This is a genomic window from Thioalkalivibrio sp. ALJ1, assembly GCF_000745395.1.
Lineage (GTDB): Bacteria > Pseudomonadota > Gammaproteobacteria > Ectothiorhodospirales > Ectothiorhodospiraceae > Thioalkalivibrio.
In genome coordinates, this window is sequence record NZ_KN050684.1 from 2018761 (window position 1) to 2039863 (window position 21103).

General features: G+C 62.7%; 21 protein-coding genes. 12 read left to right on the plus strand and 9 right to left on the minus strand.

The window, feature by feature from the left end; all coding sequences use genetic code 11:
* Positions 1-9 precede the first annotated feature (9 nt).
* Together F462_RS11850 and F462_RS11855 are read left to right on the plus strand one after the other, a co-directional pair.
* Positions 10-402, plus strand: a complete 393-nt coding sequence (locus F462_RS11850) for a CBS domain-containing protein (protein WP_018140514.1) — start codon at positions 10-12, stop codon at positions 400-402.
* Positions 403-525: 123 nt separating this feature from the next.
* Positions 526-1797, plus strand: coding sequence for a sensor domain-containing diguanylate cyclase (locus F462_RS11855; protein ID WP_038054422.1), 1272 nt, complete (start codon positions 526-528; stop codon positions 1795-1797).
* A 609-nt stretch (positions 1798-2406) separates the two neighbouring features.
* Here F462_RS11855 and F462_RS11860 read toward each other — a convergent pair.
* Positions 2407-3168, minus strand: coding sequence for a class I SAM-dependent methyltransferase (locus F462_RS11860; protein WP_038054425.1), 762 nt, complete (start codon positions 3166-3168; stop codon positions 2407-2409).
* Positions 3169-3350: 182 nt separating this feature from the next.
* On the opposite strand from F462_RS11860, the gene F462_RS11865 reads away from it, so the two are divergent.
* Positions 3351-4694 carry a phosphohexomutase domain-containing protein gene (locus F462_RS11865; RefSeq protein ID WP_038054428.1) on the plus strand — a complete coding sequence of 448 codons (1344 nt, stop codon included), beginning with the start codon at positions 3351-3353 and terminating at the stop codon, positions 4692-4694.
* A gap of 5 nt (positions 4695-4699) precedes the next feature.
* The gene (locus F462_RS11870) at positions 4700-6130 is read left to right on the plus strand and encodes a mannose-1-phosphate guanylyltransferase/mannose-6-phosphate isomerase (protein WP_038054431.1); all 1431 of its coding nucleotides are present in this window, start codon (positions 4700-4702) and stop codon (positions 6128-6130) included.
* A 182-nt stretch (positions 6131-6312) separates the two neighbouring features.
* Here F462_RS11870 and F462_RS11875 read toward each other — a convergent pair whose 3' ends face one another.
* Positions 6313-9465, minus strand: coding sequence for an error-prone DNA polymerase (locus F462_RS11875; protein WP_038054434.1), 3153 nt, complete (start codon positions 9463-9465; stop codon positions 6313-6315).
* A gap of 167 nt (positions 9466-9632) precedes the next feature.
* Between F462_RS11875 and F462_RS11880 the strand changes: the two genes are divergently transcribed.
* Both F462_RS11880 and F462_RS11885 read left to right on the plus strand, forming a co-directional pair.
* On the plus strand, positions 9633-10901 hold the full coding sequence (locus tag F462_RS11880; protein ID WP_038054439.1) for a phospholipase D-like domain-containing protein: 1269 nt from the start codon (positions 9633-9635) through the stop codon (positions 10899-10901).
* Complete coding sequence (locus F462_RS11885; RefSeq protein WP_038054446.1) at positions 10898-11443, plus strand: cyclin-dependent kinase inhibitor 3 family protein; 546 nt, start codon at positions 10898-10900, stop codon at positions 11441-11443. The genes F462_RS11880 and F462_RS11885 overlap by 4 nt, the downstream gene beginning before the upstream one ends.
* Before the next feature lie 72 nt (positions 11444-11515).
* On the opposite strand, the gene F462_RS11890 is transcribed toward F462_RS11885, so the two are convergent.
* Complete coding sequence (locus F462_RS11890; RefSeq protein WP_038054448.1) at positions 11516-12484, minus strand: sensor domain-containing diguanylate cyclase; 969 nt, start codon at positions 12482-12484, stop codon at positions 11516-11518.
* 177 nt (positions 12485-12661) lie between these two features.
* On the minus strand, positions 12662-13420 hold the full coding sequence (gene ubiG, locus F462_RS11895) for a bifunctional 2-polyprenyl-6-hydroxyphenol methylase/3-demethylubiquinol 3-O-methyltransferase UbiG (protein WP_038054450.1): 759 nt from the start codon (positions 13418-13420) through the stop codon (positions 12662-12664).
* Between the two features lie 143 nt (positions 13421-13563).
* Here ubiG and F462_RS11900 point away from each other — a divergent pair, with 143 nt between their 5' ends.
* Complete coding sequence (locus F462_RS11900; protein WP_038054452.1) at positions 13564-14112, plus strand: glutathione peroxidase; 549 nt, start codon at positions 13564-13566, stop codon at positions 14110-14112.
* Positions 14113-14516: 404 nt separating this feature from the next.
* Here F462_RS11900 and F462_RS11905 read toward each other — a convergent pair whose 3' ends face one another.
* Positions 14517-14888: a rhodanese-like domain-containing protein gene (locus F462_RS11905; protein WP_038054456.1), complete on the minus strand. Its 372-nt coding sequence runs from the start codon at positions 14886-14888 to the stop codon at positions 14517-14519.
* Between the two features lie 541 nt (positions 14889-15429).
* On the opposite strand from F462_RS11905, the gene F462_RS11910 reads away from it, so the two are divergent.
* Complete coding sequence (locus tag F462_RS11910) at positions 15430-15873, plus strand: hypothetical protein (protein ID WP_038054458.1); 444 nt, start codon at positions 15430-15432, stop codon at positions 15871-15873.
* A 189-nt stretch (positions 15874-16062) separates the two neighbouring features.
* On the opposite strand, the gene F462_RS13995 is transcribed toward F462_RS11910, so the two are convergent.
* Positions 16063-16359 (minus strand): hypothetical protein, encoded by a 297-nt coding sequence (locus F462_RS13995; protein ID WP_371180508.1) that lies wholly within the window; start codon positions 16357-16359, stop codon positions 16063-16065.
* A gap of 623 nt (positions 16360-16982) precedes the next feature.
* On the opposite strand from F462_RS13995, the gene F462_RS11920 reads away from it, so the two are divergent.
* Positions 16983-17351, plus strand: coding sequence for a nucleotide pyrophosphohydrolase (locus F462_RS11920; RefSeq protein ID WP_038054461.1), 369 nt, complete (start codon positions 16983-16985; stop codon positions 17349-17351).
* Between the two features lie 167 nt (positions 17352-17518).
* On the opposite strand, the gene F462_RS11925 is transcribed toward F462_RS11920, so the two are convergent.
* Positions 17519-17722, minus strand: coding sequence for a hypothetical protein (locus tag F462_RS11925; RefSeq protein ID WP_208854178.1), 204 nt, complete (start codon positions 17720-17722; stop codon positions 17519-17521).
* 291 nt (positions 17723-18013) lie between these two features.
* On the opposite strand from F462_RS11925, the gene F462_RS11930 reads away from it, so the two are divergent.
* Positions 18014-18361: a PilZ domain-containing protein gene (locus F462_RS11930; protein ID WP_038054465.1), complete on the plus strand. Its 348-nt coding sequence runs from the start codon at positions 18014-18016 to the stop codon at positions 18359-18361.
* 46 nt (positions 18362-18407) lie between these two features.
* Positions 18408-18776: a rhodanese-like domain-containing protein gene (locus F462_RS11935; protein ID WP_038054467.1), complete on the plus strand. Its 369-nt coding sequence runs from the start codon at positions 18408-18410 to the stop codon at positions 18774-18776.
* A 67-nt stretch (positions 18777-18843) separates the two neighbouring features.
* Here the strand turns inward: F462_RS11935 and F462_RS11940 are convergent, their stop codons facing one another.
* Both F462_RS11940 and F462_RS11945 read right to left on the minus strand, forming a co-directional pair.
* Positions 18844-19365, minus strand: a complete 522-nt coding sequence (locus F462_RS11940) for a HEAT repeat domain-containing protein (RefSeq protein WP_244270872.1) — start codon at positions 19363-19365, stop codon at positions 18844-18846.
* A gap of 95 nt (positions 19366-19460) precedes the next feature.
* Complete coding sequence (locus F462_RS11945; RefSeq protein ID WP_038054974.1) at positions 19461-20411, minus strand: PDC sensor domain-containing protein; 951 nt, start codon at positions 20409-20411, stop codon at positions 19461-19463.
* A 198-nt stretch (positions 20412-20609) separates the two neighbouring features.
* On the opposite strand from F462_RS11945, the gene F462_RS11950 reads away from it, so the two are divergent.
* Positions 20610-20840 carry a hypothetical protein gene (locus F462_RS11950; protein WP_244270873.1) on the plus strand — a complete coding sequence of 77 codons (231 nt, stop codon included), beginning with the start codon at positions 20610-20612 and terminating at the stop codon, positions 20838-20840.
* The last annotated feature ends 263 nt before the right edge of the window (positions 20841-21103 follow it).

The following is a 21103-nucleotide window of genomic DNA, read 5'->3' on the forward strand; positions in this document are numbered from 1 at the left end:
GAGAACATCATGCTGGTACGCGAAATCCTCAAGTCCGACGTCATCACCGTATCGCCGCTGGCACCCCTGCGCGAGGCGATGCAACTGATGCGCAAGCACAAAGTGAAGTCCCTGGTGGTGGACAAGCAGCACGCCCACGATGCCTATGGGATCATTACCTACACCACGATCCTCAAGACCATCGTGGCGGAAGAGGGCGATATTGATCTCTCCAATGTCTATGATGTCTGTACCAAGCCGGTGATTACCGTGCCCGCCGAGATGGACGTAAAGTACGTTGCACGACTCATGGTCAGTCAGGGGATCCGCCGCCTGGTGGTGCTGAAAGGCAATGAGCTCGAAGGCATCGTCACCACCAGTGACATTGTTGGCTCGATCCTGGAAATGGCCGACATGGACTGACCGCGACGCAGCACCGGTTTCATCGTCCTGGGGAACCTCCGTAGACGAGTGAACTCGCACTACATTTGGAAACCCGTCCTGCGGCGCGCCTGCGTTCGCCGTTAAACCGGAGCTGCCCCACTCATGACGACCGTTCCATCCATCGAGGGCTACGAGAAGCTGCGTCTGCTGGAGACGGCAATTGAGCACTCTCTCAACGGGGTACTGGTCACCGATGCAGATCTTGATGAAGGGCCGCGGATTCTTTACGTGAATCGCGGTTTCGAACGGATCACGGGATATTCCCGGGATGACGTGTTGGGCAAGACACCGCGGATGTTACAAGGGCCGGAGACCAGCGAAGAATTCCGGCACGAATTACGTGCGGCGTTGGAGCAAGGCCATTCCTACGACGGCGAGACGGTGAACTATACCCGCGAGGGTCGCCGCTACGTCGTCAGTTTGCACATCTCCCCCATCTACGCCGCCGACACGGGTGCGGTAACCCACTTTGTTTCTGTCCAGCGTGATGAAACCGAGGACCAGGAACGAGACGATCAGTTACGCCTGCTCTCCACCGCCCTGGAAGTGGCGGGAGACCCGGTGCTGATCACCGACCCCCAGGGCAACATCGTATACGTGAATGTGGCCTTTGAAGAACAGACTGGATATAGCCGCAACCAAGTGCTGGGGCAGAATCCGCGTCTGTTCAAATCGGGCCAGCAGGAGGATGCCTTTTATCAGGAGATGTGGGAGACCCTGAAACGTGGCGATGCCTTCCGGGGCGAATTTGTGAACCGGCGCCACGACGGCTCGTTGATTCATCTTGAGCAGACCATCAACCCGGTGATTAACGAAAGGGGCCAGATTACGCACTTCGTGGCGATCGGGAAGGACATCACCGACCGGGTGCGTATGGAGGACGAAGTCCGCCGTCTTGCCCATACGGACTGGCTGACGGGCCTGGCGAATCGTCTGAGTCTGGGCGATACGCTGGAGACGGAGATGGAGCGCAGCCGGCGCTACGGGCGGCCGCTGTCACTGATCATGTTCGACATCGACCACTTCAAGGACTTCAACGACGACTACGGTCATGAAACCGGCGACGAGGTGCTCAAAAAGCTCGCCGACACCGTGCGCAAGGCACTACGCGAAGCTGATGCCCTGGGGCGTTGGGGTGGCGAGGAGTTCATGATCGTGGTGCCGGAGACCCCCTGCAAGGGCGCGGCGACGATGGCCGAAAAGCTCCGTCAGACCGTCGCTGCGATGAAGACGTCGTGTCCGATTTCGGTTACCGCCAGCTTCGGCGTCACGGATATGCGGCCCGGAGATACCCCCAAGACCTTCGCTCGCCGCGTCGACGAAGCGATGTACCAGGCCAAGGAAGCCGGTCGCAACCGCGTCGTCTCGCTCTGATGATCACGCAGCTCGATTTCACCACAGAGCAAGAGCGCACAGAGAGCGCTGCGAAGGGCTAAGGGCGGTTCACAGGAAGTTGGGAAGGCAAGGAGATTGTTGGTGGGACGATCGGCAGTTGATACGCGATGGGATCAGGTCTGTCACCCCAATACCTTCATAGCTTCCGGTCTTCCTGCAAATATCCCTTGAAGGGGCCCTTCTTCGTATCTTCGTGCGCTTCGTGGTCCATTAAGGAAACGCTGATTAATGTGCACGCTCGCGTTGGCGCCCCAGGTTTTCCGAGACCAGGCGCGGTGCGCAGCCGGTAGTGGTTCTACCGGCAAGGGCCGCAACGCAGGATCGGGGAACCTGGGGCGCCAACCCCACAAGCTATTGAGTGCAGGGGCTCGGCCGCTTTTGAGCGCGCACGGCGTTGCGGCTCCCTTGTGCAGAGTGACTGCACGGCAGTCACCGCGCCTTGTTCGCACTCAAAAGCGACTCGAGCGCGAGCGTGCACATTAATCAGCGTTTCCTTAATGCTTCAAAACGCAACGGGCCGGCGCAAAGGCCGGCCCGTTGGTGCGTGGCGAGACGGTAGTGTCCGTCTCGCTGGCAACTTGCTGAGGACTACGCGCGGCGGCGCAGGACCCAGATTTCCAGCAGGGCCCAGTCTTCGCCTGGATAGTTCTCCTGTTCTAGCGGAGAAAGCCGACGGTGGCGGCTGGCGGTGCTGCCCACGAACTCCAGATGTTCCAGCAGCAGTTGCTTGGTCGCATCGGCTTTTTCCAGGGCGAAGGGGTTCAGGAAGTTGACCAGCATGTAGCCTTCGCGCGGGGCTTCCGCGAAGGAGCGCACCAACTTCTCGATCGCCGGTGGATCCAGATAGACCAGGGAGGCCGTGGAGATCACGATGTCCGCATCGGCCATGGCCTTCTCGATCGCGACCTGGGTCTCCGGGGCGGGCTGGTTGAGGTCAGCCTCGAAGGTCTCGTCGAACAGCCCGGCGCTCTTGCCATAGGCCAGCGCATTGCCGGAGATGTCGATGCCGGTGGTCTTCATCGGCAGGCGGCGCGGGGCTGCGACGGTCTTGCAGGCTTGCTCGTCCGCCCAGTTGGCGCGGATCGCCTCGACATCCATATTGTGGATGGCCGCCATGGTGGTGTTACCGAAGCAGCAGCAAAGGTCCACGTAATTGAGGGTCTTGCCGGCTGCGGCCTGTTGTTCGGCCCAGGGGAGGATCAGCCGGTCGAAGGTTTGCCGGTTGAAGTCGTCGGAGATGTAATCGAGCGCGTCGATAATGCGCTCCTTGAACGGCACCGGGGTCTCGGCGACGTAGATATCGTCAAAATGCTGCTTCTTCTCCTCGGTCTTCACTTGCGGCTCACTCATCGGCTTCTCCTTGTTGGATAAACACACCATGTTCGGGGGCATGCGTCAGTAACGTCAAGTAACGGTGTTCACGCCAATGGCACTGATCGGGCGCCATGGGCCGTTTTGGCTATGTATCATGCGGTGAGGAGTTGTGATTCCCTCGATAGGCTCGGGGGTGGTGAACGCCGGAAGGGATGTGCATGAAGATCGACTGTTTCAAGGCCTATGACGTGCGGGGCCGAGTGCCGGATCAACTCAATCCGGAGGTTGTGCATGCGATCGGTCGCGCCTTTGCCGAGGAGATTCGGCCTGGACGGACCGTGGTCGGGCACGATATCCGTCTGTCCAGTCCGGAGCTGGCCCAGGCCCTCATCGGAGGTCTGACCGCCGGTGGAAGCGATGTGGCCGATATCGGCATGTGTGGCACCGAGGAGGTGTACTTCGCGACCGCCCATTACGGGGCTGGGGGAGGGATTATGGTTACCGCCAGCCACAACCCCCTGGACTACAATGGGCTGAAGCTGGTGCGTAGTGATGCCCGCCCAATCAGCGGCGATTCCGGGCTGCAGGCCATCCGGGTGCGAGCCGAACGCGGCGATTTCCGGCCGTTGCCGAATGGTCAGGTCCGGCGCCTGGATCATCGTGCGGATTACATTGCCCGCTTGCTGGCCTCGGTCGATTCTCCTTCGCTGCCCAAACTCAAGGTGGTCGTGAATCCCGGCAACGGCGGCGCGGGCCCGGTGCTGGAAGCACTGGAGCCGCATCTGCCGTTCGAGTTCATACGGGTGAACTTCGAGCCGGATGGTCGGTTTCCCAATGGCATTCCCAATCCGTTGCTTCCCGAGAACCGCGCCGCCACGGCCGAAGCGGTTCGCGCGCATGGCGCGGATTTGGGGGTTGCGTGGGATGGCGACTTCGATCGCTGTTTCCTGTTCGACGCTGAAGGCCATTTCATCGAGGGCTACTACATCGTTGGATTGTTGGCCGAGGCCTGCCTGGAAGGGCATGCCGGAGAGCGCATCGTCCATGACCCTCGCCTTACCTGGAACACCATTGAGATGGTCCGCGCCGCCGGAGGCGAGCCTATCCAGTCGAAGACCGGGCACGCCTTTATGAAGGAGCGATTGCGTTACGAAGACGCCATTTATGGCGGCGAAATGAGCGCGCACCACTATTTTCGGGATTTCTACTACTGCGATACCGGTATGTTGCCCTGGCTGCGGGTGGCCGAACTGATGGGGCGCCGTAAGCAGTCCCTGGGCTCCATGGTCGCGGAGCGGATGGCGCGCTTCCCGTGCAGTGGCGAACTGAATTTCGAAGTGGAGGATGCCGCCGCGGCTACGGATCGTGTCCTCGAGGCCTATGCAGGGCAGGGTGGCATCCGGGACGATACCGATGGTGCCAGCCTGGAATTCGCCGACTGGCGCTTGAATCTGCGCAGCTCGAATACCGAGCCGCTGTTGAGGCTGAATGTGGAGACTCGCGCTAATGCAGCCCTTCTGAATCAGCGTGTGGACGAGATTTCGAGCTTGATCAGGGGGTGAGCCCGATGGAACGCATGGATCGCCAGAGCGAACTTCAGCCCGTCATCCTCGCCGGAGGCTCGGGCACTCGATTATGGCCGGTATCGCGCAGCCATTACCCCAAGCAGTTTCTCCCCCTGACGGGCGAGCAGACTCTGTTACAGCAAACCGCCCACCGCCTGGAGGGCCTTGGCTGCTTTGCGCCCCTAGTGCTGGCGAATGTGGAACACCGCTTCCTGGCGGCCGAGCAGTTGCGGGCTATTGGGGTGGAGCACGCCCGAATCCTGTTGGAGCCGGAAGGCCGCAACACGGCGCCTGCTATCGCGCTGGCGGCTCTGCAGGCGCAGGCGGAGGGCCGCGATCCGCTGCTGCTGGTGCTGGCGGCAGATCACCACATCGGTGATCCCGATGCCTTCCGGGAGGCAGTCGATCGCGCGGTGGCGCTTGCCGAAGCGAGTTACCTAGTGACGTTCGGTATCGTGCCGACCGCCGCCGAGACCGGCTATGGGTATATCCAGCAGGGCGAGCCTTTGGGCAGTTCCGGGGCGCGGGTCGCCCGCTTTGTGGAAAAGCCGGGTGTAGCGACCGCGCAGGCGTATGTGGACGGCGGGGACTATCTCTGGAACAGCGGCATGTTCGTGTTCCGTGCCTCGCAGTATCTGAAGGAACTGGAGCGCTTCGAGCCCGCTATCGTGGCCGCCTGTCGTGGGGCGCTGCAGAACGCCCGCGAGGACCTGGATTTCCTGCGGGTTGATCCGGAGGCCTTCGCGGCCGCCCCGAACATCTCCGTGGACTACGCCGTGATGGAACGCACTGAGCGTGCCGCCGTAACGCCGCTGTCTGCTGGTTGGAGCGACATCGGCTCGTGGTCAGCCCTGGCCAACATTCGCGGCATGGACGGGGAGGGCAACACCCTTCGCGGTGACTGCCTGCTGGAAGACAGCGAGGGTTGCGTGGTAGACGCCGACGGCCTGCTGGTGGCGGGCATCGGTCTGCGCGATCTAGCTGTGATTGCGACCCGAGACGCGGTGCTGGTGGCCGATCGTGACCGCGTACAGGACGTTAAACGCATCGTGGATCGGTTGCGGGTAGCCAATCGAACCGAGCATATGAACCACCCTGCGGTCTATCGCCCCTGGGGATGCTACGAATCGATCGACACCGGGGCTCGGTACCAGGTGAAGCGGATCACGGTGAAGCCCGGCGCCCGACTGTCCCTGCAAATGCACCATCATCGGGCCGAGCATTGGGTGGTGGTCCGCGGGACGGCGCGGGTGACCAATGGCGAGCAGAACTATCTGGTCACCGAGAACGAGTCGACGTTTATCCCCATCGGGCAGGTTCATTGTCTGGAGAATCCGGGAACACTGCCCCTGGAGTTGATCGAGGTGCAGTCGGGCAGCTATCTGGGTGAGGATGATATCGTCCGCTTGGAAGACGTCTACGGCCGCACCTGAAAACGGTAGCGGGTGCGGTCAATGGAGCCGATTCCCCGGCAGACGCTGATCAATCTGCCTGTTCGCGCATAACTCGACTTTGCCCTGATGCCGCTGTCCCTTGTCTGTTCTTCGTGCTTTCGAGGGCTTCGTGGTGCAAAAGCCATTGGTCCTTAATCCGCATCCCTCTAGGGAGACGCGGATTAGCCGAAGTCGCGGGAGTGGGTGACGAGCTCGCCCAGCCATGTGCTGCGGTCGATCAGACGTTGCACGATCAGGTGGCCGACCCCCTCGCTGTACTGCCATTCCCCGTGGGCCTCCAGCAGGCGACCGTGCAGGACCTCGGCGCGAAAGCGCTCCACCCGGTCCGGCCAGACGATCAGGTTCAGCGTGCCACTCTCGTCCTCCAGGGTCAGGAACACCGTGCCGTTGGCCGAGCCCGGCCGCTGGCGGGTGATCACCAGCCCGGCATAGCGCGCCCCGCTGTGACCGGGATGCTCCAGTAGCCGGGCGGCGGTGGCCAGTCGGCGCTGCTCCAGGAACGGGCGCATCAGGGCTAGCGGGTGTGGGCCCAGGCTCAGGCCTTGGGTGGCGTAGTCCTGTACCAGGTCGTCGATCCCATCCGGGCGGGGGAGCAGCGGTGTTACGTCGGCTTCGCGGGTGGCTTCGGCTGGGAGATTGGCGAACAGCGGCAGAGGTTCTTCCACCGCTTCGGTCGTCCAGCGCGCCTGGTGGCGGTTGCCGGCCAGGCCTTTCAGGGCGTCGGCGCGAGCCAGGCGATTGGCCTGGGCGCGGGTGAGGGCGGCTCGCGCCACCAGGTCCGGCACATCCTGAAGTGGGCGCGTCTGACGCGCGGCCACGATCCGCTCCCCGACGGTCTGCGCCAGTCCGCCAATCCGGTTCAGGCCCAGGCGCAGGGCCAAGTCGTCACTGCCCGCGATGGTTTCCACCGTGCAGTCCCAGTCGCTGAAGCGCACGTCCACCGGGCGCACCTCGACATCGTGGCGGCGGGCGTCGGCCACGATCTGCGCCGGGGCGTAGAACCCCATTGGCTGGCTGTTCAGGAGGGCGCAGGCAAAGATCGCGGGGTCATGGCGCTTGAACCAGGACGAGACATAGGTAATCAGGGCAAAGCTGGCGGAGTGCGATTCGGGAAAGCCGTATTCCCCGAAGCCGAGGATTTGCTGGTAGATCTTTTCGGCAAATCCAGATGGATATCCACGTTCCTGCATGCCTTGCATTAAGCGTTCGCGGTAGGTCGCCAGGCGTCCGGTACGCCGCCAGGCGCCGATGGCGCGGCGCAGGCCGTCGGCCTCGCCGGCGGTGAAACCGGCTGCGACCATCGCCAGTTCAATCACCTGTTCCTGGAAGATCGGTACACCCAGGGTGCGCTCCAGGACCCGCCGAACCTCGGGGTTGGGGTAGCGCACCTTGTCCGGGTGGGCGCGGCGCTTCAGATACGGGTGGACCATGTCCCCCTGGATCGGGCCGGGGCGCACGATAGCGATCTGGATCACCAGGTCGTAGAAGTTGTTGGGCTTCAGCCGCGGCAGCATGCTCATCTGGGCGCGCGACTCGATCTGGAATACGCCCAGGGTGTCGGCCTGTTGCAGCATGCGGTAGACGGCCGAGTCTTCGGTAGGGATGTCGGCGAGGCCCCAGTCGCGGCCCCGGTGGAGAGCCATCAGCTCCAGCGCGCGGCGTACGCAGGAGAGCATGCCCAGCGCCAGCACATCGATCTTCAGCAGGCCCACAGCGTCCAGGTCGTCCTTGTCCCACTGGATCACCGAGCGCTCCGGCATGGCGGCGTTCTCGATCGGGACCAGTTCGTCTAGTCGTCCCTCGGCGATCACGAAGCCCCCGGTGTGCTGCGACAGGTGGCGCGGGAAGCCGAGTAGCTCGGCGGTCAATACCTGCCACTGCCAAGCCAGCGCGCCGTTCGGGTCCAGCCCGACCTCGCGCAGACGCTCGGCGGGGATGCCGTCGTCCCACCAGGCGAGATTGGCGGTCAGGGCATCCAGCCGGGCGCGCGAGATGTCCAGCGCGCGGCCCACATCGCGCAGGGCGCTGCGGCGGCGGTAGCGGATTACGGTGCAGGCCAGGGCCGCGCGCTCACGGCCATAGCGCTGGTAGATGTACTGGATCACCTCCTCGCGACGTTCGTGTTCAAAGTCGACATCGATATCCGGCGGCTCACCACGCTCGGCGGAGATAAAGCGCTCGAACAGCATACTGGAGCGCGAGGGATCCACCGCCGTGATCCCGAGGGCATAACAGACCGCGGAATTCGCCGCCGAGCCGCGCCCCTGGCACAGGATCCCGCGGCTACGGGCAAAGCGCACGATGTCGTAGACCGTCAGGAAGTAGGGCTCGTAGCCAAGCTGCGCGATGATCCCGAGCTCGCGCTCGATTTGCTCGGCCACCTTCGGCGGGATGCCCTCGGGCCAGCGCCCGTGTGCGCCCTTCAGGGTCTCCTCGCGCAGATAGGCGGTCGGGTTCATGTCCCGGGGCAGGGGGTCGGTCGGGTAGCGGTAGGTGACCGCGTCCAGCGAGAAGTTGCAGTCCCGCGCGATGCGCACACTGGCCGCGAGCCAGGCGGCGGGATACAGCGCGGCCAGGTCGTCGCGCGGGCGCAGGCAGCGCTCGCCGTTGGGGAAGCGCGCCGGGGCCGCCTCGGCAACCGTGGTGCGCAGGCGCAGCGCGGTCAGTACGTCCTGCAGGGCACGCCGGCCGCGAGCGTGCATGTGCACATCGCCGCAGGCGACGATCGGGAGCCCCGTCGTGTCGGCGAGCTGCCGCGCGCGGGTCGCGAGCGGGGCATCCTCCGGCATGCGCAACTGGCTGACCGCCAGATGGGCCTGCCCCGAAGCGGCCCATCCGTCCAGCCAGCCGGCCGCTTCGGCGAGTGGCGTCTCCGCGATCCCGGGCTCGATACGCAGCAGGACGTGCCAGCCGGCCCGCGCCTCGGCGGGCAGGGCGTCGAGGTCCGCCTGTGTCAGGTGGTAGTACCCCTTGTCCGCCGCGCCGCGGGCCCGGGTGATCAGGCGGCACAGCGCGGCATAGCCCGCCGCATTGCGCACCAGCAGGGTCAGGGTGGGGCCATCCGCGAGGCGGAAGGTTGCCCCCAGGATCAGGTGCAGGCCGCAGTCCTTCGCGGCGGCGTGGGCGCGCACCACCCCGGCTAGCGAGGCGATATCGGTCAGCGCCAGCGCTCGATACCCCAGTGTCTGTGCCCGTTCGATCAGCTCCTCCGGGTGCGAGGCCCCGCGCAGGAACGAGAAATTGCTGAGCGCAGTCAGCTCGGCATAGGCAGGTTCCGCTGAGGGGTCAGGAAAGGTGTGGGACGCGCTGCACATAGACTGTCAAAATATACAGTACTATGCGTAAGTCGACAGGTATGCCCGTAATCGCGGTGCAGGAACGCTCGTCCTGATGCTTTGTGGCCTGATTCCGGAGTCCCGCGACCCGCGTGTGTACACTGCGCCCAATACCCTGATCCCCCGCCGATTACGCGGAGTCCCTCATGCGCTACATTTTCTTGCCGGTCTTGCTTCTTGTCCTGGTCTTTGTGCTGGGCAACGTGATGCTGTTCAATGCTCTGCCCAAGCCGGACCGTCTCACGGAACCGCTGGCGCTGGACTACGGCACTTCGTCGGACCAGTTCCGGCGCGATATGGGCCTGCTCCTGCAGCAGCCCATTGTCAGCGGTAACGAGATCGAGGTGCTAAAGGATGGCGAGGCCATCTACGCGGCGAAGATCGAAGCGATCGAGAACGCCGAGCACTCGGTTACTTTCGAGGTGTACGAATACTGGGGCGATCAGGCGAAGGCCTTCTCCGAAGCCTTGACGAACGCGGCGGAGCGCGGCGTTAAGGTGCATGCCGTGCTGGATTTCATTGGTTCGCGCAATGCCGATCCCGACCAGTTCGAGCGCATGGAAGAGGCCGGGGTGGAGCTGGTGCGCTGGCGGGAGCCGTCCTGGTACCAGTTATCCCGTTTCAACCACCGCACCCATCGCAAGTTACTGGTGGTCGATGGTCAGACCGGCTTTATCGGGGGTGCCAATATGGCGGATGCCTGGCTCCCCGGAGAGGATCGGGAGGCCTATCGTGACAACCATTTCCGCATCACGGGGCCGGTGGTGGGCAATATGCAGGCTGCGTTCATGGAGACGTGGCTTGATGCCACGGGCCGGATGCCTACCGGCGAGGCGTATTTTCCGGCCTTAGTGGAAGCCGGCAATCGCGATGTCCAGGTGGTAAACAGCGCCCCGCGCGAGGGGCGGCACCGTGTGCGCGCCATGTTCCTGCATGCGATTGCGGCCGCCGAGGAACACATCACCATTGGCACGGCGTACTTCTACCCCGATCCGGATTTTCTCGATGCATTGGTGGAGGCAGCCGACCGGGGCGTAACGATTCGCGTCCTGGTGCCGGGGGATGGCATGAATCTGGGTTTCTTCCGCCATGCCTCGGTCAATCGTTGGCGTCCGATGCTCGAAGCCGGTGTGGAGCTTTACGAATATCACCCCCGCATGTACCACTCCAAGCTGATGGCGGTCGACGACCGCTGGGCCAGCGTGGGTTCGGCCAATCTGCACAATCGGTCGTTTCGTCTCAACGACGAGGCCAACCTGAGCATATGGGACGAGGACTTTGCCCGGGAGATCCGCGAGCTGATCCAGTCCGACAAGGCCGAGGCCGAACGCTTGACGATAGAAGCATGGGAAAACCGGCCGTGGCGCTTCCGCCTTGCGGGTTGGATTACCTCGGTGATTGGACCCTATCTATGACGACGGATCCGCCACGTTCGCTTGAAATTGGAACCCTGCGCCTACCCGAGGGCGGGGCGATAGGCATCACCCGTTGTCCGGGTACAGAGCTCGATCTGCCCGCATCCGCGCGCGAGGGCGGCGATCTCTCGGCTGACCTGGCCGCGATCCGTAACTGGGGCGCGACCACTGTGGTCACGTTGAATCCGCCACAGGAGCTAGAGGCCCTGGGGGTGCCGCAGCTCGGGGAGACTGTCCAGGCAGCGGGGATGGAGTGGCTGTACTTGCCAATCGGTGACATGGCCGCCCCTGATCGCCCCTGGGAGGAGCAATGGCTGGCGGTAGGGCCGACCATTCATCAAAAGCTGAAAGACGGCGAGACCGTGGTGTTCCATTGTGGCGGCGGGTTGGGCCGGGCAGGGACCATCGCAGCGCTGACCCTGATTGAGCGCGGCGAGTCACCCGACCAGGCGATCGCCACCGTGCGCCAGGCGCGCCCAGGTGCCATCGAGAGTCCCGATCAACAACTCTACCTGCAGACGCGTCCCGGATCGGCGATCTGAATCCGAGTCGACCGGTTTAAGGCGCGCATAAAGATGGCTGGACTACGGTCGGGGGCAGAAGACACTTACGTCTTAATCGCAGTCGCCGCAGCACCGGTCGCGCCCGGCGGCCTTCGCGGCGTAAAGGTGCTCATCCGCGCGGCGCATCAAGCGGTCTAGGCCTTCTCCCGCTTGCAGACGGGCACAGCCAATCGAGATCGTGAGGTGAAGGTCGGGTGCGGCGTTCGGTAACTGAATGGTGCGGACCGTCTCCAACAGCCGGTTTGCGGTGTGCCGAGCACCCTCCAGGTCGGTCTCTGGCAAGATCACGGCAAATTCTTCTCCGCCGGTGCGGCCCATAAAGTCGTTGTCTCGCAGCATCTCGCCGCAGGCACGGGTGACCGCACGCAAGGCGTCGTCGCCAGTGGCGTGCCCGTAGTGGTCATTGATCCGCTTGAAATGATCGAAGTCGATCATCAGCACGCAGAGCGGACGTCCATGGCGGTGCGCCCGCTCGACCTCGCGGCGGGCGCGATCGAACAGTCGCAACCGAGTGGCCACCCCAGTCAACGAGTCGGTATGGGCCGCCTCGCGCCAGTACTGTTCCAGCTGTTTGCGGGGGGTGATATTGACCGCCACCCAGAGGGCCACGGGTTTCGGGTGATCGAAAGGCGATAGAGGGATGACACGTCCCTCGAACCATTGTTCAACCTCACCTTTTGAACCTTGCCGTGAGGCATCGGGAAGTAGCGCGACTTCGGACACGCGCAAGGGGTACTCCACCGTTTGCAGATCGCCTGTGCGGATGGCCTCGTGTACGAGGTTTAGGCAGCGGTCCGCGATTTCAGCGGGCAGCGCTTCGTGAAGGGTGTGGCCTTCGAGCGTCTTGCCATCGATGTACATGGTCTCGTTGGCGCCCCCGATGACACGGACATACAGGCCATCGGTATCGATGACGAAGGAGATATCCGGAAGCGCGCGAAGGAGTGCGAGCAGCTGGTCGCGTTCTGCCCGAAGGGCCTCATATTCGGCCCGTGAAATCTGGGCATTCTCGTTTTCCATACCGTTTTCATTGCTCTGCGCGTCTCGAGTGGGTCTGAACTATATAAGTAAAAGACGATATAGGTACAGTGCTGCCGGCATTGGAGTGCGTTCGGGAGTCACGGTGAGCGAACGCCGAGACATCCGTGATTCGATGCTGTGGCCGTGGGGCATGGCATGTGGGCGAGTGGCTTGGCGTTACGCGGAAGGGCGTCTGGCCTGAAGCATGTAATTCACGCTCATCGATCGCGATAACCACATCTTGCGGTTGAGTGGATTGACCTTGACGCCGGTGCGTCCCACTTCTTCCAAACCGTCGCGGGAAAACAGTGCCCGCGTCTCTGCGGGGGTTACGAAGCGTCTCCACTGGTGGGTGCCGCGGGGCAGAATTCGGAAAAGATATTCCGCTCCCACAATCGCGACGAGCCAGGAGATTGGATTTCGGTTGATGGTCGCCACAAAGGTGTGGCCGCCGGGACGGAGCATGCGATGCACGCTGCGCATGAACGACGAGAAATTTGCCACATGTTCGACCACCTCCATGTTGAGGATCACGTCGAAGGTCTCACCACGCTCGGCCAGTTCCTCGGCCGTGTGCAGCTCATAGGTAACGGTGAGGCCTTGATCTGCCGCGTGCTGTCGCGCGACAGCGATATTGCGGTCCACCACATCCACCCCCAGAACGTCGGCGCCTTCGCGGGCCATGGCCTCGCTCAACAGGCCCCCTCCACAGCCGATATCCAGCAGTCGTAGACCCGCAAGGGGCTTGTCTGCTTGGCGGTCGCGCCCCAGCGAGTGGCAAAGCGCCTCGCGTATGTACTCGGTCCTCAATCGATTAAGGACATGCAGCGGCCATAGTCTGCCGTCCGGCTGCCACCACATCTCGGCCAGGGCCCGGTAGCGGGCGACCTCTTCGGGGTCGACGGTAGAGTCCTGCGCAACGTTTGGAGACGCCATCGGGCTTATGCTCCTTGCAAGGGGAGGTGTCTTTGCGACCGGCGGGGGCGGGAAAAGATCGATCGGGGCGCGTCGACGATGCCGATCGGAGAACCGTTTTCTCTCGCGACGGTCCCAGCATCATGCCATTGCGGAGATCTGCCATGTCCTTTTCTGCCCGCCTTTTCGCCGTCCTCCTGCTGGCCGTGCCCTTTGCTGGCACTGCCGCCGCCGAGCCGGATACGGCAGCGCTGTTCGAGCACGAGTTGGGGCGCCTGCATTCCTCCGAAGTGGTGGACTTGCAGAAGCGCTATCAGGGGCATCCGCTGCTGGTGATCAATACCGCTAGCCATTGTGGCTACACCGACCAGTTCGGGGGCCTGGAGACGTTGCACCAGCAGTATCGGGATCAGGGGCTCAAGGTCGTTGGATTCCCCTCGCATGACTTCAATCAGGAAGCCGACGACGAGGCCGAAACCGCTCGCGTCTGCTTCGAGAACTTCGGTGTGAGCTTCGACATGTTCAAGCCGGTCGGCGTGCGTGGCGAAAACGCCCATCCGATCTTCCAGGAGCTGGCGCGCCAGTCGGGCGAACCGCGCTGGAACTTCTACAAGTATGTGGTCGACCGTGATGGTCGCGTAGTGGCGAACTTTCCCAGTCAGGCCGGCCCCGAGTCAGCCGACCTTCGTCGCGCCATCGAGAGTATCCTCTGATCCACGCGGTCCAAACGGCGCGCTAGGGAGACGCTGATTGAATCGCACGTCCGCGTTGGTGCCCCCCAGTTTTCGAGACAAAGCGTTCCGAGACAAGGCGCGTCGTCAAGCGGGTAGTGGTTCTACCCGCCCGTTTCTGATGGATTAGGGGCGCAACGCAGGATCGGGGAGCAGGGGGTACCAACCCCACAAGCCATTGAAAGCAGGGCATCGGCCGCCCGTTGTTATCAAAAACGGGCGCGGGAACGGCGTTGCGGCTCCTTTGTGCAGACCGACCGCACGGCAGTCACCGCGCCTTGTTCGCACGCAAAAGCGACTCGAGCGCGGACGTGCGATTCAATCAGCGTCTCCCTAGAAAGGCCCGGAGGGCTTCCTTCGTCCAGCGTCTTGCGAAAGGCGCGCGTTTAGTCCGATTGGTCGGAGGTGTGTTGGGACGCCTCGTAGCCTCGCAGTCCGCCTGCGATGGACTGGACATTTGTATATCCAAGCTCCAGTAACTGTGCCGCGGCCAATGCCCCGCGATTCCCGCCATTGCAGAAGCACACCATCGGCGCGTCCTTGTCGGGCACCACGCCTTCAATCTGTTGGCTGATCGAGTCCAGGGCGACATTCCGTGCCTCCGGCAGGCTGCCTTTCTCGTATTCGTCGGGTTCGCGGACATCGATGGCCACCGCGCCGGACTGCAGATGTGTGTCCACCTGCTGTGGCGCGATCTCCTTGATACGGGCGCGCGCGGCTGCTGCGCGGCGCAGAAACTCTTCGTCGTGATGATCCATTCCTTTCTCCTTTGTGCTCTTGGTCAACCCAACGAGTGATAGACTCAAACGGCGCAATGGACGATTTGGCGATTGCCTGCAGTATTCTCGGCAAGCTTGGCCCGCCATGCCAAAGACCCTTGCGGGTGCCGTGAGTGCGATCAGCGTATCGACTCACGCGACCGACTGACGGCCTTTGGTTATTACCAACTTAGGGGCCGTCATCGCGGAGCGCCGCAAAGGCCCCGGCAAAGTCAGCAATGCCCCAAGAAACCGTCCCGGAGCGCCCGGGATGATGGTCGCCAAGTGTGTCGCGACCCATCGGTAGGGCGTTGCCGGTTGGCAATCCAGTTCCGGAGGGGGCAGAACGGATTTGCCGGTTCTGCGCCGTACTCCGGGGGGCGCCGAGTTAAGGTGCAGGCAGCAAACTCGCGTCATGCCGCGCACGGCGACGGATGAGATGAGATCGCAAAGCCAGTTGGCATAGTGGCTGCTTGGGAACGGGCGTTCGACCGCAAGAGCCAGTAGTTGCTGGTCCGGTCCTAGCCCAAGGAGTCGCTTTATGTTCGATGGGATTACGAGCCAACCCGGCTATACCCGAATCACGCCTGCCAACAACCCTCAACAGGCAGGCAATCAAGCCAACAACAACGCCCAGAACCAGAACACTGCTGCTGCGCAAAACACCGCAGCCCAGCAGCCCCAGCCCCATCAGCCCCAGTTCAACCAGCCCGTCCATGCGGCACACGCCGCACAGCAACCGCAGTTTACTGCCATGGGGGTACAAGGCTTGACGGCACCAAGCGCGCTCGAAGCGGCGCAAATGGGGACGTCGAACGCTGTCACCGCCAAGGGGGGCACGATGGTGCAGACATCTGCCGCAACCACGGTTCAGACCTCCAACGATGCCCAGCCTGGGTTCTACGCGGATACGTTACAGGCGGATGGGACAATAGACGCCAGTGATCCCGCCAATCGGGGATCCCACGTCGATACGGAAATTTAGACACCAATCGGTAGAGGGATCTACCAATGACTTGGCCGAGATAGGGTAAGTCCAAAGGCGGGTAAAGTAGGTGAGCGTGCAGGAGTCAGTTAGGGGCCTGCACGTAAAAACGCGTTGTTACCGACTTTTCATAAAAGAAATGGCACGTCCATGTGCCGTTTGTGGAGAGAGTGCTGAATGGGCCCGTCGTTAGCGGCCCATCTCATCATCGTCATCGTCGTCATCATCATCGTCGGTGTCAGGGAAGCCGCCACCAGCCTCGGCACCGCCTTCGGCGCCTGCGCCACCCGCTTCAGCACCGGCACCACCACCTGCTTCAGGCGGGGCTCCACCCGCTTCGGCACCACCTTCGGCGCCGCCTTCAGCACTCGGCGGAGCGGCTTCGCCTTCGGCACCCATGCCTCCGGCTTGGGCGGCCCCAATCGAGCCAATGGTAAACAGCGAGCTTAGGGCGAATGCCAGGGCGGTTTTGCGCATAGTCCACATAATGAGACTCCTCAACTTACTTGAAGTTTTTCGCACTGCCAGCGAGTGGATGAATAGTGCGTGCTGGCGGTGCGGGACTAATGTTTTCAAGCCGACCCCGGTCCAAGCAACCGCATCTCCGGTGCGATGTGACTTGCTTCAAACGCGTCTCTATTGAGTTGTGATCGGTCGAGAATCGTAGCCATCGAAAGTTGATGCTGGGGAACTCCAGCCCCAGTGCTCGATACACGACTTGAGCTCGCCACGGGCCAGTACCCGTTCTTGCGAGAATGTACGGTCGGCTACGATGGCCGCTATCGAGGCACCAAGGCCCAGGGAGACACGGATCGATGCACCCACGGGCGTTGGTGCCCCAGGTTCTTGGAGACAAGGCGTGTCGTGCGGCGGGTGGCGATTTATCCGCACCCGGTGCAACGCAGGATCCGGCCACCTGGGGCATCAGGCCCACAAACCATTCGACGCTGGGGCACGGCCTTCCGCGCTTGTCAGAAACGGGTGCACAGACGGCGTTGTGGCTCCCTTGTGCAGAATGCTCCACGGTACTCACCGTGCCTTGTTCGCACTCAAGAGCGACTCGAGCTCGCGTGCGCACTTTTATCAGTGTTTTCCAAGGAGAGATGAGGATGGGCAACGATTCAGACAAGGAGACAGGACTGGAAGCGCTGGCCGCGCGTGCGGAGGCGTTTGTCGAGGAACGCGAGTGGCAGCAGTTTCAGTCGCCCAAGAATCTAAGCATGGCGCTGTCGGGCGAGGTGGGGGAGCTGATCGAGCACTTCCAGTGGCTCACCGAGAAACAGTCCCGCGAACTGTCCGGAGAAAGACTCGAGGCGGTCCGAGAGGAGCTTGCGGACGTCCAGATCTACCTGCTCCTGCTGGCGCGCAAGCTGGAGATCGACCTATTGCAAGCGACGGCGGACAAACTGGAAACGAATGCGCGCAAATATCCCGTCGAGAAGGCCCGCGGCCACGCCCGGAAGTACACGGAGTTGTAGCAACTACTCGCCTGTTTCATGGCGCAGGTCGGTTCCGGCAGCGGCTAAGGCATGTGATGCACAAGAGTCGGCTGTAGGTGGATCCGAACGGGGCGTGTCAGGCGAGTCGTGGGTGGGCCTGTACCCAACGTAGGTGGGCACCTGGGAACAGAGGGTCTCGCCGGCAATTAGTCGTCGTCTTGGTCCTTCTTGCCGCTCGGCGTTACGGCACTACCCACTGCTCCGGCCGCCTTTCCAGTCGCCTTGACGGTGCCGGTGGTCGCGCTGACAGCTGCACTGCCCGCGGTTCCAGCAACCTTCACGGTGGTACAGCCGGTAGCCAGCGGCAGGATGACAACGAGCAGAAGTAGCGGGCGCGTATAAGCGTAGATCGACATGGCGAAAACTCGATTCAGCGTACGAACAGCATACGCATGAGCACCCCCTTGGGGCCAGGCGTGATCCGGATCGGTGTACCCCGGAACATCATTGCGACGACCATAGCCCCCTCAAGGTGTTGTTCTCGCCCTCAAGGAGTCGCGAAAAGGCGGAGTGAAGGGGTGTGGTCCCTCGTCCCTGTGCGTTCCTCGCCATGATCCTCGAATCGCTCCTGGCTGGACTACACTGCAAAGCATAGCCGCATGGATGCTAGGGCTAATGGGGCCCGGGAGGAGTTGGCTTCGATGGAGCTTCGGGAAGGAAGACGGAGGGCCGTCAGTATGGCGGCCGAAGTGGAGGATCTGACCTGTGCCCTAGCTTATCAGGCCACGGGGCGGGTGCGTAATGTCAGTCTCAGCGGTTTGTATCTTGAACTGCCGGTCTCGGGGCTCACCAAGCATTCTCCACTGCGGCTGGTCGTGAGGCCCGAAGGGAATGGCGGTGGTCGCGCATATGTATGGGACTGCATCGTGATGCGGTTGGATGAGCGCGGTGCCGGCGCGATGTTTGAGGCCGAAAATCCATCGGACGTGGACGGCTTGCTGGACCTGTTGCGTGCCCGCATGCGGCACTCGCCTCGGCGAGCACATTGATCGATGCTTCCCTAAGTCGTCCTACCGCACATAGGAGAACCACGAGATGGGTTTGAGTCAGTGGCGGCCCTTTGGGCACGTGCCCGAGGTGAAGGCCCATGACCTGGCCCAGGCGTTGGAGCGCGGCGAGGTTCAATTGCTGGATGTTCGTACCGGGCTGGAGTATCGGCGTAGTCGCATTTCGGGCGCATGCCATCTGCCAATCACGCAGCTCACCGAGAAGGGGCTGGACTCCCTGGGCCTCGATCCCGAGCGTCCCGTGGTGGCGATTTGCCTTAGTGCACATCGCAGTATTCCGGCGGTTCGCAAGCTGCGCGCGCTTGGCTACGATGCGCGCCAGCTTCGGGGCGGCATGCTGTCCTGGTGGAAGGCAGGGCTCCCATGCGAGGCGGGCCACGAAGACGCGGGCCGTTAAAGGTCTGGATCCGCCCGGCCTCGGGAAGTGGGTAAGAGAACTTCCGGTTGCCGTTTCGTTTTAACCCTCACTCTTGCCAGAGATGGCTCCAGCGTTGCCACCAGTCGCGTGCGATGGCTCGGTTCGCGGCGTTTTCGTTCTCGTCGAGGACCGTGCCCAGGCGGACATAGTCCCCATTAGTGCGCGCAGTCACTGCCGGATCCTGCGAGGCCAGCATTAGCGCATAAAGTGCGAGCTTCAACTCCCATGGGTCATTGGAGTCGAGGTATTGAACTAGGTGCAGGACCGCCGGTTCGCCGATGCCGCCGAGTTCTTCGGCTGCGGCATACCAGGTGCGCGCATGCTCCTCGCCCCCGTAGGTTTCGGTGTAATTACGGTCCGACAAGCGTTCCAGGTAGTAGTGGATCTTGTCATCGGGACTCGCGAAGCCCTTCTCCGCTGCTTCGATCGTAGCGGACTCCTGAGGCGGGCCATCCGCTGTGGTAGATGACTCTTCCTGGGGTGCCCCGGTGCAGGCCACCAAGAGCATCCCGACCGCCATCCATGCGGGTAGCCACGACGGAGAATAGGGGAGAGCGTTGTTTCTCACGTGACATCCGGGCGCGGTCATCTGAAGACCGCGGCTTTGCTCCTGGTGAAGACGATTTGGAGTGCGCGGCGACGTCTTGGCGGGTGGAACGCGAGCTATGGCTGCGCGTCTGGTGGCCCGGAACCCAGCCAGAAGTCCAGGCGCTTGCCGAGGAACTCCTGGCCACTCATGTAGTGGGAACCATCGCAGGAGAAATTCAGGCCGACCATGCCATTGAAGATGTTGACCGAGCCGGAGCGTAGGTAAATCGTATCGTCCATGAATCGCAATTCGCGGAATGTACGAAACACCGCGGCCACCTCAGTCGGAGAGAGTAAGGCTTCCTCGGGATAGGCCCGCTGGGGATAGGCGAGGCAGATGCCGGGGTCCGTCAGATCCTCGTAGTCCAGCAAGCGATAGCGGAAGGGATCATCCCGTAGCCACAGCGTCGCTCGTGAGCTCGAGAAATGCAGCTTGCCGTGGAACACGCCGTGGGCGGCCACCAACTCGGTCACCAGGTCCAGCACCTCGTCGATGCGGCCGTCCATCAGGCTGTCGACCCGATGCTGGTTGAACAGTCCCCCGCGGATGGCCGGGTCGCCCTTTAGCTGCATCCACTGGTCCGGCTGCTGATACAGCTCGCGGGTCAGGGGCAGCTCGCGCAAGTCGAAGTCCGCGCCGAGGAATCCGAGCAGTGTGCCGTCGTCTCGGGTCACGCGTTGCACGGCGGTCAGGGTGGGGCGTCGCCGGTTGCGGCTGATGTAGGCCGACGACATCGAGAACTCCGCGCCGGTCAGGGCCTCGGCCATGTAGGGCCGGGTGCTACGGTCCCGTCCGGCCTGATCCTGTAACGGACCTTCCGGAGACAGGTTGGCGGTGATCTGATGGCCTCGATGGTCGAGCACATAGAGGTACTTGCAGGAGGGCAGCGTGCCCAAGGCCTCGGTGAGCCGCTGTTCCAGGGCGTCGCGATCGCCCCATCGCTCGGCGCAAGGGCCGACCAGACGCGCCAAGGCGGTCGACAGCTGCCCCTGGAGCAGCAAGCGCTGCCGGGCCACTGCCGTCATGGTCGCTTCACTCATGGATTTCGCTCGCAGATGCCGTTGGGACGCCTTGTGGGCGTGCATTGCTCGAGGGTGCCGCAGGAGCGGAGATGGCGCAACAATCCGCCTGGCGTGGGAAACGCGAAGCAAGGATCGGTCAGCGATGGCGCTGGCTAAAGAAGCGCTTCGATCCCGCATATGACGCGTGTGGAGACCGACTGCATGGCACAGGCCTACCAACAGACGCAGCAGATCGATGCGCCCGCACAGTCCCAATCAGCGTGGCGTCGTGGCCAGTTGGCTGAGGCCATGCTAGAGCGCTTCAGCCAGCCGTGGCTGGAATTCCTGGAGAATCCTGTCGAGACCGGCGGGCGGGAACATTTCATCCGGCTGGGTCGGTTGGCTCGCGCCAAGAGGGTCCGGTTCGGGACCGTTATCACTTTTCCCATCTGATAAGTCGCGATGTTTTTGGTCATCGCTTATGTGTGGCGTGTCACGCGCCGCGCGTCGAGTGGGCTCCGGCGATGAAAATAACTCAGCGCTCCAGGTCGGCCCGAAACACGATCCCAACTGGATTCGATACCGAGGTTCACGAGACCGGCCGGGTATGCCCCGTGAACTGGGGCTATGCGCAGTGGTCGGAGTTCATACCTTCGATGTGCACCAGGAAGTCAGCGTGACCGGGGTGTTGGCGACGACATTATGGGCGCCGGAGA